General features: G+C 33.9%; 20 protein-coding genes. 19 read left to right on the top strand and 1 reads right to left on the bottom strand.

Translation table 11 applies throughout. The features are described from left to right. Positions 1-3 precede the first annotated feature (3 nt). From rplX to eno, 19 genes are all read left to right on the top strand, one after another. Positions 4-315 carry a 50S ribosomal protein L24 gene (gene rplX, locus GQ40_RS02130; protein ID WP_047551293.1) on the top strand — a complete coding sequence of 104 codons (312 nt, stop codon included), beginning with the start codon at positions 4-6 and terminating at the stop codon, positions 313-315. Between the two features lie 2 nt (positions 316-317). Then, on the top strand, positions 318-869 hold the full coding sequence (gene rplE, locus GQ40_RS02135) for a 50S ribosomal protein L5 (protein WP_047545329.1): 552 nt from the start codon (positions 318-320) through the stop codon (positions 867-869). Positions 870-872: 3 nt separating this feature from the next. Next, the gene (gene rpsN / locus GQ40_RS02140; RefSeq protein WP_047545331.1) at positions 873-1,142 is read left to right on the top strand and encodes a 30S ribosomal protein S14; all 270 of its coding nucleotides are present in this window, start codon (positions 873-875) and stop codon (positions 1,140-1,142) included. A 91-nt stretch (positions 1,143-1,233) separates the two neighbouring features. Further along, positions 1,234-1,632, top strand: a complete 399-nt coding sequence (gene rpsH, locus GQ40_RS02145) for a 30S ribosomal protein S8 (protein ID WP_047545333.1) — start codon at positions 1,234-1,236, stop codon at positions 1,630-1,632. A 17-nt stretch (positions 1,633-1,649) separates the two neighbouring features. Further along, positions 1,650-2,192, top strand: coding sequence for a 50S ribosomal protein L6 (gene rplF, locus GQ40_RS02150; RefSeq protein WP_047545335.1), 543 nt, complete (start codon positions 1,650-1,652; stop codon positions 2,190-2,192). A gap of 10 nt (positions 2,193-2,202) precedes the next feature. Then, a complete protein-coding gene (rplR, locus tag GQ40_RS02155) occupies positions 2,203-2,559 on the top strand; it encodes a 50S ribosomal protein L18 (protein ID WP_047545337.1) in 357 nt (118 codons plus the stop codon). Positions 2,560-2,565: 6 nt separating this feature from the next. Continuing rightward, positions 2,566-3,090 (top strand): 30S ribosomal protein S5, encoded by a 525-nt coding sequence (rpsE, locus tag GQ40_RS02160; protein WP_047545339.1) that lies wholly within the window; start codon positions 2,566-2,568, stop codon positions 3,088-3,090. An 11-nt stretch (positions 3,091-3,101) separates the two neighbouring features. Next, positions 3,102-3,284 carry a 50S ribosomal protein L30 gene (gene rpmD, locus GQ40_RS02165; RefSeq protein ID WP_047545341.1) on the top strand — a complete coding sequence of 61 codons (183 nt, stop codon included), beginning with the start codon at positions 3,102-3,104 and terminating at the stop codon, positions 3,282-3,284. Between the two features lie 9 nt (positions 3,285-3,293). Further along, positions 3,294-3,746: a 50S ribosomal protein L15 gene (gene rplO / locus GQ40_RS02170; RefSeq protein WP_047545343.1), complete on the top strand. Its 453-nt coding sequence runs from the start codon at positions 3,294-3,296 to the stop codon at positions 3,744-3,746. Between the two features lie 12 nt (positions 3,747-3,758). After that, positions 3,759-5,114 carry a preprotein translocase subunit SecY gene (secY, locus tag GQ40_RS02175; protein WP_047545344.1) on the top strand — a complete coding sequence of 452 codons (1,356 nt, stop codon included), beginning with the start codon at positions 3,759-3,761 and terminating at the stop codon, positions 5,112-5,114. Between the two features lie 88 nt (positions 5,115-5,202). Next, on the top strand, positions 5,203-5,418 hold the full coding sequence (gene infA / locus GQ40_RS02180; RefSeq protein ID WP_047545345.1) for a translation initiation factor IF-1: 216 nt from the start codon (positions 5,203-5,205) through the stop codon (positions 5,416-5,418). A gap of 54 nt (positions 5,419-5,472) precedes the next feature. Then, on the top strand, positions 5,473-5,589 hold the full coding sequence (gene ykgO, locus GQ40_RS17370) for a type B 50S ribosomal protein L36 (RefSeq protein WP_081990159.1): 117 nt from the start codon (positions 5,473-5,475) through the stop codon (positions 5,587-5,589). 2 nt (positions 5,590-5,591) lie between these two features. Then, a complete protein-coding gene (gene rpsM, locus GQ40_RS02185; RefSeq protein ID WP_047545347.1) occupies positions 5,592-5,966 on the top strand; it encodes a 30S ribosomal protein S13 in 375 nt (124 codons plus the stop codon). 104 nt (positions 5,967-6,070) lie between these two features. Further along, positions 6,071-6,454 carry a 30S ribosomal protein S11 gene (gene rpsK / locus GQ40_RS02190; protein WP_047545349.1) on the top strand — a complete coding sequence of 128 codons (384 nt, stop codon included), beginning with the start codon at positions 6,071-6,073 and terminating at the stop codon, positions 6,452-6,454. Positions 6,455-6,627: 173 nt separating this feature from the next. After that, on the top strand, positions 6,628-7,233 hold the full coding sequence (rpsD, locus tag GQ40_RS02195; protein WP_047545351.1) for a 30S ribosomal protein S4: 606 nt from the start codon (positions 6,628-6,630) through the stop codon (positions 7,231-7,233). 94 nt (positions 7,234-7,327) lie between these two features. After that, on the top strand, positions 7,328-8,320 hold the full coding sequence (locus GQ40_RS02200) for a DNA-directed RNA polymerase subunit alpha (RefSeq protein ID WP_047545353.1): 993 nt from the start codon (positions 7,328-7,330) through the stop codon (positions 8,318-8,320). A 71-nt stretch (positions 8,321-8,391) separates the two neighbouring features. After that, positions 8,392-8,862 carry a 50S ribosomal protein L17 gene (rplQ, locus tag GQ40_RS02205; protein ID WP_047545355.1) on the top strand — a complete coding sequence of 157 codons (471 nt, stop codon included), beginning with the start codon at positions 8,392-8,394 and terminating at the stop codon, positions 8,860-8,862. Positions 8,863-9,063: 201 nt separating this feature from the next. Further along, entirely contained in the window at positions 9,064-10,167 is a 1,104-nt protein-coding gene (gene carA, locus GQ40_RS02210; protein ID WP_047545357.1) for a glutamine-hydrolyzing carbamoyl-phosphate synthase small subunit, read from the top strand. Between the two features lie 157 nt (positions 10,168-10,324). Then, positions 10,325-11,617, top strand: a complete 1,293-nt coding sequence (gene eno / locus GQ40_RS02215) for a phosphopyruvate hydratase (RefSeq protein ID WP_047545359.1) — start codon at positions 10,325-10,327, stop codon at positions 11,615-11,617. Between the two features lie 64 nt (positions 11,618-11,681). Here eno and GQ40_RS02220 read toward each other — a convergent pair whose 3' ends face one another. Then, positions 11,682-12,362, bottom strand: a complete 681-nt coding sequence (locus GQ40_RS02220) for a DUF481 domain-containing protein (RefSeq protein ID WP_197052645.1) — start codon at positions 12,360-12,362, stop codon at positions 11,682-11,684. Positions 12,363-12,384: the final 22 nt, after the last annotated feature.

Consider the following 12,384-nt stretch of genomic DNA (forward strand, 5'->3'; position numbering starts at 1 on the left):
AAAATGACAAAGTTTAAAATTAAATCAGGAGATACTGTACAGGTAATAGCTGGAGACCATAAAGGTACCGAAGGTAAAGTTGTGAAAGTATTAAAAGATAAAAACAAAGCCATCGTAGAAGGTGTGAATATGGTTAAGAAACATACTAAACCAAGTGCACAGAATCCTCAAGGTGGTATTGTAGAAAAAGAAGCACCAATCCATATTTCTAACTTATCATTGTTAACTTCTAAAGGAGACTTAACAAGAATAGGTTACAAAATGGAAGGTGACAAGAAAGTAAGATTTTCAACAAAATCAAATGAAGTAATATAGTTATGGCTTATATTCCAAGATTAAAACAAGAGTACAAGGACAAAGTAGTTTCTGCTCTTACAGAAGAATTCGGATATAAAAACGTAATGCAAGTTCCAAAACTTAAAAAGATTGTTATCTCTAAAGGTGTTGGTGCTGCTGTTGCAGATAAAAAATTAATTGATCATGCAATTGATGAATTAACAATGATATCTGGTCAAAAAGCTGTTGCTACATTATCCAAGAAAGATGTTGCCTCTTTCAAATTACGTAAAGGAATGCCTATTGGTGTTAGAGTTACATTAAGAGGAGAGCAAATGTATGAGTTTTTAGATCGTTTAGTAACATCAGCATTGCCCCGAGTTAGAGATTTCAGTGGTATCAAGGCTACAGGCTTTGATGGTAGAGGTAATTACAATTTAGGTATTGTGGAGCAAATTATCTTTCCAGAAGTTAATATTGATAAAATCAATAAAATCTCTGGTATGGATATTACATTTGTTACATCTGCTGAAACAGACAAAGAAGCAAAATCGTTATTAACTGAAATGGGTTTACCTTTTCAAAAGAACTAAGATATGGCTAAAGAATCAATGAAAGCCCGTGAGGTAAAAAGAGCAAAAACCGTGGCAAAATATGCTGAGAAACGTAAAGCTTTAAAAGAAGCTGGAGATTACGAAGCATTACAGAAGTTACCAAAAAATGCTTCTCCTGTTCGTCAACACAACCGTTGTAAATTGACGGGAAGACCAAAAGGATATATGAGAGTATTTGGTATTTCAAGAGTTATGTTTCGCCAAATGGCAAACCAAGGTTTAATTCCAGGTGTTAAAAAAGCATCTTGGTAATTTTTCTCTACCTAAACGGTAAAAAATAAGAATTATAAATTGGTTTTAGGTTCAACATTGTGTTGAAAACCACTACCGCAAATTAATATAAATGAATACAGATCCAATTGCTGATTACTTAACAAGAATCAGAAATGCAGTAAAAGCAAATCACAGAGTGGTTGAAATTCCTGCATCTAATTTAAAGAAAGAGATGACTAAGATATTATTCGATCAAGGATATATTTTAAGTTATAAGTTTGACGATTCTACTGTACAGGGAACAATTAAGATTGCTTTGAAGTACAATAAGGAAACTAAAGAATCGGTAATCAAGAAAATCCAACGAATCAGTACACCAGGTTTACGTAAGTATGCTGGCGCTAATGAAATGCCAAGAATCCTTAATGGTTTAGGTATTGCAATTGTATCTACATCGAGAGGTGTAATTACAGGTAAGCAAGCGCAAAGAGAAAATGTAGGTGGAGAAGTACTGTGTTACGTTTACTAATTTAAAGCAGAAAGAACATGTCAAGAATAGGAAATAATCCAGTAGCAATTCCAGAAGGAGTTTCAGTTGATGTTAAAGACAACGTAGTTACTGTAAAAGGTAAATTAGGGGAATTAACACAAAATTATGATACTGTTGAGATCAAAGTTGAGGACGGAAACGTGCTTGTAACGAGATCATCAGATAGTAAAGAGCAAAAAGCAAAACACGGTTTGTACAGATCTTTAATGGATAACATGATCGAAGGTGTATCTAAAGGATGGACTAAAAAATTAGAACTTGTTGGTGTAGGTTATAGAGCGTCTAATCAAGGTCAAAAATTAGATTTGGCTTTAGGATTCTCTCATAATATCGTTTTAGATATAGCACCAGAGGTAAATGTAGAGACCATTTCAGAAAAAAGTAAAAACCCAATAATAAAATTAACATCTCACGATAAACAATTAGTTGGACAAGTAGCTGCAAAAATTCGCGGTTTTAGAAGACCAGAACCTTACAAAGGAAAAGGTATTAAGTTTGTTGGTGAAGAATTAAGAAGAAAAGCAGGTAAATCAGCTTAAAAAATTAGTTATGGCATTAACAAAAAACGAAAAGAGACTAAGAATAAAAAGCAGAATACGTAAGGTTGTATCTGGTACAGAAGCAAGACCACGTTTAGCTGTTTATAGAAGTAATAAAGAAATCTATGCTCAAGTTGTAGATGATGTAACGGGTAAAACATTAGCTGCAGCATCTTCTAGAGATAAAGATGTCGCTTCATCAAAAGGAACTAAATCAGATAAAGCAACCCTTGTGGGTAAAGCAGTAGCTGAGAAAGCAATAAAGGCAGGTATCAATACTATTTCTTTTGATAGAGGAGGATACCAATATCACGGAAGAGTAAAATCATTAGCTGAAGGCGCAAGAGAAGGCGGACTTAAATTCTAAGACACTATGTATCAAAAATATAAAAACGCAGAATTAGTAAAACCAAGTGGAATTGATCTAAAAGATCGTTTAGTTGGTGTACAAAGAGTTACCAAAGTAACAAAAGGTGGTAGAGCTTTTGGTTTTTCAGCGATCGTAGTGGTTGGTGATGAAGCTGGAGTTGTAGGACATGGCTTAGGAAAATCAAAGGATGTGGCAACTGCAATAGCTAAAGCTGTTGAGGATGCTAAGAAAAACCTAGTAAGAATTCCTATCATTAAAGGTACTTTACCTCACGAACAAAAAGGTAAATATGGTGGAGCGAGAGTAAATATTATTCCTGCTGCTCCTGGTACAGGTGTAATTGCTGGTGGAGCTGTAAGAACAGTTTTGGAAGCAGTTGGTGTACATGATGTATTATCAAAATCTCAAGGTTCTTCTAATCCGCATAACGTTGTAAAAGCAACTTTTGATGCTCTATTGCAATTAAGAGATGCAGGAACAATTGCAAAGGATAGAGGTATATCTCTTGAAAAAGTATTTAACGGTTAATCAATAGGACGATGGCAAAGATTAAAGTAACAAAAGTAAAAAGCGCAATAAATCGTACACAGAACCAAAAGAGAATTTTAGAGTCTCTTGGTTTAAACAAAATTGGTCAAACCAAAGTGCATGATTCATCTCCAAGTATTCTTGGGATGGTAAGTAAAGTTTCACATTTAGTTTCTGTTGAAGAAACAAAATAATCATATAAGATGAACTTAAGTAATTTAAAACCAGCAGAAGGTTCTACTAAGAATCAAGGTAAGAGAATAGGAAGAGGACAAGGTTCTGGAAAAGGTGGTACTGCAACACGTGGTCACAAAGGAGCAAAATCTCGTTCAGGTTATTCTAAGAAATTAGGTTTCGAAGGTGGTCAAATGCCACTTCAAAGAAGAGTTCCTAAATTTGGATTTACAAATATTAACCGAGTAGAATATCAAGGTATAAACTTAGATAAATTACAAGAGTTAGTAGAGAACAAGAAAGTAAAAGATGCAGTTGATTTTCAAACTATAGTTGATTTAGGTTTGGCAGGGAAGAATGATTTAGTTAAAATTCTTGGTCGTGGTGAATTAAAATCAAAATTAACAGTAACAGCTCATAAATTTACTGCTTCAGCAAAAGCTGCAATTGAAGCTGCAGGTGGAGAAGCGGTAACTTTATAAGAACACTTTAGTATGAAATTTATAGATACATTAAAAAATGTTTGGAAAATAACTGAGCTAAAAGACAGAATCATTCTTACACTTGGTTTGCTTTTAGTGTACCGTTTTGGTGCTCAAGTTGTTTTACCAGGTATTGATGCAAGTCAACTTGGAGGTTTAGCTGATGGTACTGATGGAGGTATATTAGGAATCCTTAATATGTTTACTGGTGGAGCCTTCGCAAATGCCTCAGTTTTTGCATTGGGCATCATGCCTTATATTTCTGCATCTATTGTTGTTCAATTGATGGGAATTGCTATTCCTTATTTACAGAAATTACAAAAAGAAGGAGCTAGCGGACAAAAGAAAATAACACAAATCACACGTTGGTTGACAATTATTATTTGTTTATTTCAAGCACCAGGTTACTTAGCTAGTTTACAGCCTGCATTTGGTATACCATCTACAGCATTTTTATTAGGCACAGGACCTCAGTTCTATATATCTTCAGTAATCATATTAGTAACAGGTTGTATCTTTGCAATGTGGTTAGGAGAGAAAATAACAGATAAAGGTATTGGTAACGGTATATCACTATTGATTATGGTTGGTATTATTGCAACTTTACCCCAATCGTTTATCCAAAACGCAGCATCTCGTTTAGATGGTGGAGGAAATGGTGGTCTTATGATGATTTTGATTGAACTGGTAGTTTGGTTTGTAATCATTTTAGCGTGTATCATGTTAGTAATGGCTGTTCGCAAAATTGCTGTTCAATATGCAAGACGTACCGCTTCTGGTGGTTATGAAAAAAATGTATTTGGAGGTAATAGACAATTTTTACCATTAAAGCTTAACGCATCTGGTGTAATGCCAATTATATTTGCTCAAGCAATTATGTTTGTACCAAGTTTAGTTGGAAAATCTTTAGGTTCTTCTAGTGAAGTTGGTCAGTGGATGCAAGCACAGTTTAATGATCCTTTTGGGTTATGGTATAACGTATTGTTTGCAGTGTTGATTATTGTATTTACATATTTCTACACAGCTATTACTGTTCCTACGAACAAAATGGCAGATGATTTAAAAAGAAGTGGAGGTTTTATTCCAGGTATAAGACCAGGAACTGAAACTTCAGAATATTTAGATAAAATAATGTCTCAAATTACATTACCAGGATCTATATTTTTGGCTTTAATAGCTGTGTTCCCAGCAATTATCGTAAAAGTTATGGGTGTTCAAGGTGGTTGGGCATTATTCTTTGGTGGTACATCACTACTAATTATGGTTGGAGTTGCAATAGACACGATGCAACAAGTGAATTCATACCTGTTGAATAAACATTATGATGGCTTGATGAAGACTGGCAAAAACAGAAAAGCAGTAGCTTAAATGTAATAATAAATTTAGAGGATTATCTTCGGAAAAATTTTAGGCAAGGTATTTGCTTATTCAAAAGATAAACACTATAATATAAAATATGGCAAAACAATCAGCAATAGAGCAAGACGGATCAATTATAGAAGCATTGTCAAATGCTATGTTCCGAGTTGAACTAGAAAATGGTCACATTGTGACTGCACACATTTCAGGTAAAATGCGTATGCATTATATAAAATTATTACCTGGAGATAAAGTAAAATTAGAAATGAGTCCTTATGATTTAACTAAGGCTCGCATAACTTATAGATACTAATACGATGAAACCGTAAGGTTCCATCTTACAATAGTAAATAATAACTAAGACAAGATGAAAGTTAGAGCATCAATTAAAAAAAGAAGTGCAGACTGTAAATTAGTCCGCAGAAAAGGTAGACTTTACGTCATTAACAAAAAGAATCCTAGATTCAAACAAAGACAAGGGTAATTATGGCAAGAATTGCAGGTGTAGACATACCAAAACAGAAAAGAGGAGTTATCTCTTTAACTTATATCTACGGAGTAGGTAGAAGTAGAGCACAAGAAATTTTAGCTAGCGCTAAAGTTGACGAAAACATCAAAGTACAAGATTGGACAGATGAGCAAATTGGAGCAATCCGTGACGCTGTTGGAACTTATACTATTGAAGGTGAATTACGATCAGAAACACAATTGAACATTAAGCGATTAATGGATATTGGTTGTTACAGAGGTATTCGTCATAGAGCTGGACTTCCATTAAGAGGTCAAAGAACTAAAAACAACTCTAGAACTAGAAAAGGTAGAAGAAAAACTGTTGCTAACAAGAAAAAAGCAACTAAATAACAATTAGACATTAGTCATTAGTTAAAATGTTAGAGGAATCTGTTCGAAATAGAAATGTTTAGGATTCTAAAAACTAAAACAACTAACAACTATAAATTTTAAATATGGCAAAGTCAAGTACAAAAAAACGTAAAGTAATAGTTGATGCTGTTGGAGAAGCTCATGTAGCTGCATCCTTTAACAACATCATTATTTCTTTAACAAACAAAAAAGGTGACGTTATTTCATGGTCATCTGCTGGTAAAATGGGATTTAGAGGTTCTAAAAAGAACACACCATATGCTGCTCAATTAGCTGCTGAAGATTGTGCAGGAGTAGCAAAAGAAGCTGGTTTAAAGAAAGTAAAAGTTTACGTTAAAGGTCCAGGGAATGGTAGAGAATCTGCTATTAGATCTATTCATAACGCTGGTATCGAAGTAACAGAGATTATCGATGTTACTCCATTACCACATAATGGATGTAGACCTCCAAAAAGAAGAAGAGTATAATTTATATCTTTTTAAGAATGAATATCAACCGTTTTTTAATGGTTGATATTCATTTTTTATATGTAAATTTGCAAACTGAAAAATAACAAACAAGTATCAACAAGAGATCAACGTTTGTCGAAGGATAAGATTAAGACCTTAATTCACAAACACTCTTAAAAACAAATTTAAAAATGGCAAGATATACTGGTCCTAAAACTAAAATAGCCCGAAAATTCGGTGAAGCTATTTTTGGAGATGATAAAGCTTTCGAGAAAAGAAACTATCCTCCAGGTCAACATGGTGCAAACAAGCGTCGTGGAAAAAAATCTGAATATGCTATCCAATTAATGGAAAAGCAAAAAGCTAAGTATACTTACGGTATATTAGAAAAGCAATTCAGAAACATGTTTAAAAAAGCAACTGCTGCTCAGGGCATTACTGGTGAAGTTCTACTTCAACTTTGTGAGTCTCGTTTAGATAACGTTGCCTTTAGAATGGGATTATCTCCTTCAAGAAGTGGAGCGAGACAATTAGTATCTCACAGACATATTACTGTAAATGGTGAAATAGTCAACATTCCATCTTACCAATTAAAAGCTGGTGATGTTGTAGCTGTAAGAGAAAAATCTAAATCACTAGAAGCTATTCAAAGTTCATTAGCTAATTCTAGCAATGTATATGAATGGATTACTTGGAACAATGATACAAAACAAGGAACTTATGTTTCTGTTCCAGAAAGAATTCAAATTCCAGAAAATATCAACGAGCAATACATCGTCGAATTATATTCTAAATAATAAATAATCACATTGGTATTTAGCCAAAGGATTTATTAGTCTTCTTCATACTTATAAATCGCGCAACTAAATAACAATTAAAAAGAAGAAAAATATGGCAATTTTAAATTTTCAGAAACCTGACAAGGTAATCATGATTGATTCAACTGAATTTGAAGGAAAATTCGAATTTAGACCTTTAGAACCAGGTTATGGATTAACAGTAGGTAATGCTTTAAGAAGAGTTTTATTATCTTCACTAGAAGGTTTTGCAATCACATCGATTAGAGTAGAAGGAGTAGATCACGAATTCTCAACAATAGCGGGTGTAGTTGAAGATGTTACAGAAATAATCTTAAATCTTAAACAAGTAAACTTCAAGCGTCAAATTGATGAAGTTGATAACGAGTCTGTTTCAATTTCAATCTCTGGTCAAAATCAAATTAAAGCAGGTGATTTTCAAAAGTTTATTTCAGGTTTTCAAGTATTAAACAAAGATTTAGTCATTTGTAACTTAGATCCTAAAGTAAATATCAATATGGAAATTACTATTGAAAAAGGTAGAGGTTATGTTCCTGCGGAAGAAAATAAAAAAGCTTCAGCACCAATAGGAACAATCTTTACAGATTCAATATATACTCCAATAAAAAACGTAAAATATAGCATTGAAAACTGGCGTGTTGAGCAAAAGACCGATTTTGAGAAATTGGTTTTTGAAATCATTACAGATGGTTCAATTGCACCAAAAGATGCCTTAACAGAAGCAGCTAAAATATTAATTCACCACTTCATGTTATTCTCAGATGAGCGTATCACTTTAGAGGCTGATGAAATCGCACAAACCGAAACTTATGATGAAGAATCACTTCACATGAGACAACTATTGAAAACTAAATTAGTTGATATGGATCTTTCTGTACGTGCTCTAAATTGTTTAAAAGCTGCAGAAGTAGATACCTTGGGAGACTTAGTATCTTTCAATAAAAATGATTTAATGAAGTTCCGTAACTTTGGTAAGAAATCTTTAACAGAGCTTGAAGAGCTTGTAAATGTTAAAGGTCTTAACTTCGGAATGGACTTAGCAAAATACAAATTAGATAAAGATTAATTTTAATTTACAATAATCATATTTTGCTCCTCAATCATTGAGTTTGGAAGCAAGATGATAAATAAAAAGTCATGAGACACGGAAAGAAATTTAACCATTTAGGAAGACAAACTGCCCATAGAAAGGCAATGTTAGCTAACATGGCATGTTCGTTAATCGAGCACAAACGCATCAACACAACAGTGGCTAAAGCAAAAGCTTTAAAACAATTTGTTGAGCCAATGATTACAAAGTCAAAATCTGATACAACTCACAATAGACGTATCGTTATGGCTAAGTTAAGACAAAAAGACGTTGTTGCTGAGTTGTTCAGAGACGTAGCTCCCAAAATAGGTGACCGTCCAGGTGGTTATACCAGAATCATTAAATTAGGTAATAGACTTGGTGATAATGCTGATATGGCAATGATAGAGTTAGTAGATTATAATGAAATCTATAATGCAGGTAAAGTAGAGAAGAAGACAACTAGAAGAAGTCGTCGAGGAGGCTCTAAGCCAGCTGCTACTCCAGTAGAGACTAAAGCAACTAACGAAGAAGAATAAAAATGCTAATAAATAAGCTAGCAAAATTTGATATCAATATAGATAGTAAAATTAAACTAGTTTGTTTGCTATGTAAACCTCGATTATCGAGTGTTAATAAGCATTTAATATATAAAGGATAATCTATTTTAGATTATCCTTTTTTTTTATCAATTTTGTAAAACCTTGTTCCTGTAAATACAGGGATCTCATTCAAAAACTATGAAATACCAAAAACGTAAAAAAGCCCTAATCTTACTCGCAGACGGAACAATTTTTCACGGTAAATCAATTGGCAAGGAAGGAACTGCCTTTGGTGAAGTTTGTTTTAATACAGGTACAACAGGATACCAGGAAATTTTCACAGATCCATCTTATTATGGTCAATTAATGGTAACCACCAATGCACACATTGGTAATTATGGTACATTGGCAGAAGAAGTAGAATCTGACAACATTAAAATTGCTGGTCTAATTTGTAGAAATTTTAGTTTCAATTATTCTCGACCAGCGGGAGATAAATCGCTAGAGGAGTTCTTGAAAGATAACAATCTATTGGCAATATCAAATGTAGATACAAGAGCTTTAGTTAGTCACATAAGAGATTACGGAGCAATGAATGCAGTAATTTCTACAGATGTCGATAACATAGAGGGTTTGAAAAAACAATTGTCCGAAGTGCCAAGTATGGAAGGTTTGGAGTTAGCCTCTCAGGTGTCCACAAAAGAACCTTATTACTTCGGAAATGAGAACGCAACCTATAAAATCGCTGCATTGGATATTGGTATCAAAAAGAATATACTTCGCAATCTTGCAAAACGTGATGCTTATATTAAAGTATTTCCTTACAACTCAACATTTGAAGATTTAGAATCTTTCAAACCAAATGGTTATTTTTTATCTAACGGTCCTGGCGATCCAGAACCATTGGTTGAAGCTCAGTCTATCGCAAAGGAAATCATAAAGAGAGATTTACCATTGTTTGGTATTTGTTTGGGGCATCAAGTTATTGCCCTGGCAAACGGTATTTCAACATACAAAATGCACCACGGTCATAGAGGGATAAACCATCCAGTTAAAAATTTGGTAACCACAAAAGGGGAAATCACATCACAAAACCATGGATTTGCCATTAATAGAGAAGAAACCGAAAACCATCCGGATATTGCAATTACCCACATCCACCTTAATGACCAAACTGTAGCAGGAATAAAAATGACAAATAAAAATTGTTTTTCGGTTCAATATCACCCAGAAGCAGGTCCAGGACCAAACGATTCAAACTATTTATTTGATCAGTTTATCCAGAATATGCAAAAAAAATAATGATGAAAAAGCAACGAAATCTAAAATTCGTTGCTTTTTCTCTTTTACGAAAACATTATAGTTAAGATAAAATGTAATTCTACTTCGCTTAGATTATAAATAGACTAACTATTTTGTAAATTTGAACTTAACATAAAACTAATTTAAATTCAATATAATGAGCATTATAATTAATATTCATGCAAGACAAATTTTAGATTCAAGAGGAAATCCTACAGTAGAAGTAGATGTCGTTACAGAAAATGGAGTTATGGGAAGAGCAGCAGTGCCTTCTGGAGCTTCAACAGGAGAACATGAAGCTGTAGAATTAAGAGATGGTGGAAATGCCTATATGGGAAAAGGCGTAACTAAAGCTGTGGATAATGTGAATTCAATTATAGCTCAAGAATTGCTTGGTGAGTCTGTGTTTGATCAAAATAGAATAGATCAATTAATGATTGACCTTGATGGCACAAAAAACAAATCAAAATTAGGAGCCAATGCTATTTTAGGTGTTTCACTAGCGACAGCTAAAGCAGCTGCTGCAGAGTTGGGTATGCCATTGTATAGGTATGTTGGAGGAGTTAGCGCAAACACATTACCAGTGCCAATGATGAATATCATTAATGGTGGTTCCCATAGTGATGCGCCAATTGCGTTTCAAGAATTTATGGTCATGCCAGTAAAAGCAAAAAACTTTACGCATGCGATGCAAATGGGAACAGAGATCTTCCATAATCTTAAAAAAGTGTTACACGATAGAGGTTTAAGCACTGCTGTTGGTGATGAAGGTGGTTTTGCTCCAAACCTAGAAGGCGGAACAGAAGATGCTTTGGATACGATCAAAAAAGCTGTAGATAATGCAGGTTATAAATTAGGTGATGATGTCATGATCGCTTTAGATTGTGCTGCAGCAGAGTTTTACGTAGATGGAGCATACGATTACACAAAGTTTGAAGGTAGTAACGGTAAAGTAAGAACAAGTAAAGAACAGGCAGATTATCTTGCTGAACTTTCAGAGAAATATCCAATTATTTCTATTGAAGATGGTATGGATGAAAATGACTGGGAAGGTTGGGAGTATTTAACCAAAAAGATTGGTGATAAAGTGCAACTTGTTGGAGACGATTTATTCGTAACCAATGTAGAGCGCTTATCTCGCGGAATTAAAAACGGAATAGCAAACTCAATTCTAATTAAGGTGAACCAGATTGGTACTTTAACAGAGACGATTTCCGCAGTAAATATGGCGCATAATGCAGGTTATACATCTGTAATGTCACATCGTTCTGGTGAGACAGAGGATAATACCATTGCAGATTTAGCTGTGGCTTTAAATACTGGTCAAATTAAAACTGGTTCTGCGTCTCGTAGTGATCGTATGGCAAAATACAATCAGTTATTACGTATCGAAGAAGAATTAGATACAGTAGCTTATTTTCCTGGAATGAATGCTTTTAAAATAAAGTAAGTTTTTCCGAAGAAAAAAAAATTAAAAACCTATACGTTAATTCGTGTAGGTTTTTTTTGTCTAATCAAAAACTATAAATCAAGCCATTGGTCAATTCAAATTGTGTCTTCGGAATTTCAGAACTCACAGGAACTGCATCGTAGAAATAATTAAAGGTCGTCTTAAATGCAAGATTCTTGAAAACCTCAAATAATAGAGAGGTATTGCTGGAGAGACGATAATCATTAAATACGTCCAATTTGGGCTGGTAATAGCTGGTGCTAATGATACTTATCGTTTCCGTAGGATATAAACTAAATGATAAATAGGCACTTCCTCGTACATCGTTTTGTGTTCTATCGCTAATAACATTTGACGCTTTTTCGTATTCATACATAATTAAAGTACCCAAATAGAAACGATAGTTGTCATTTTTAAACAGTTTAAAACGAGGGCCAGTACCCAGCAAACCTCTAAAATCAATTTGTGAAACAGCATCATATTGCGCTTGTGCGAACGCCTCCCATTTTACGAGATCTGTCAATTTTCTATTGTAACGCAAATGTTGTGTACCACGATTTACCAAATCGTTATTTTCAATCTTCTGAAAGTTTAAATCATTGACAAAAAGCCAGAGATTGGTCTTATCGTTATATTGTACATGTGCTTTATTTGCAATCCTGAAAATATCATTCTTGTTTTTTATTAGTGAAACATCGAGACTTACAGATCCAGTCCATTTTGCAGAATCTGATGTTTTTCGCAATGTTTCTACGTTAACAACTTGG

Origin of the sequence: Psychroserpens sp. Hel_I_66, assembly GCF_000799465.1 — a bacterium.
Lineage (GTDB): Bacteria > Bacteroidota > Bacteroidia > Flavobacteriales > Flavobacteriaceae > Psychroserpens.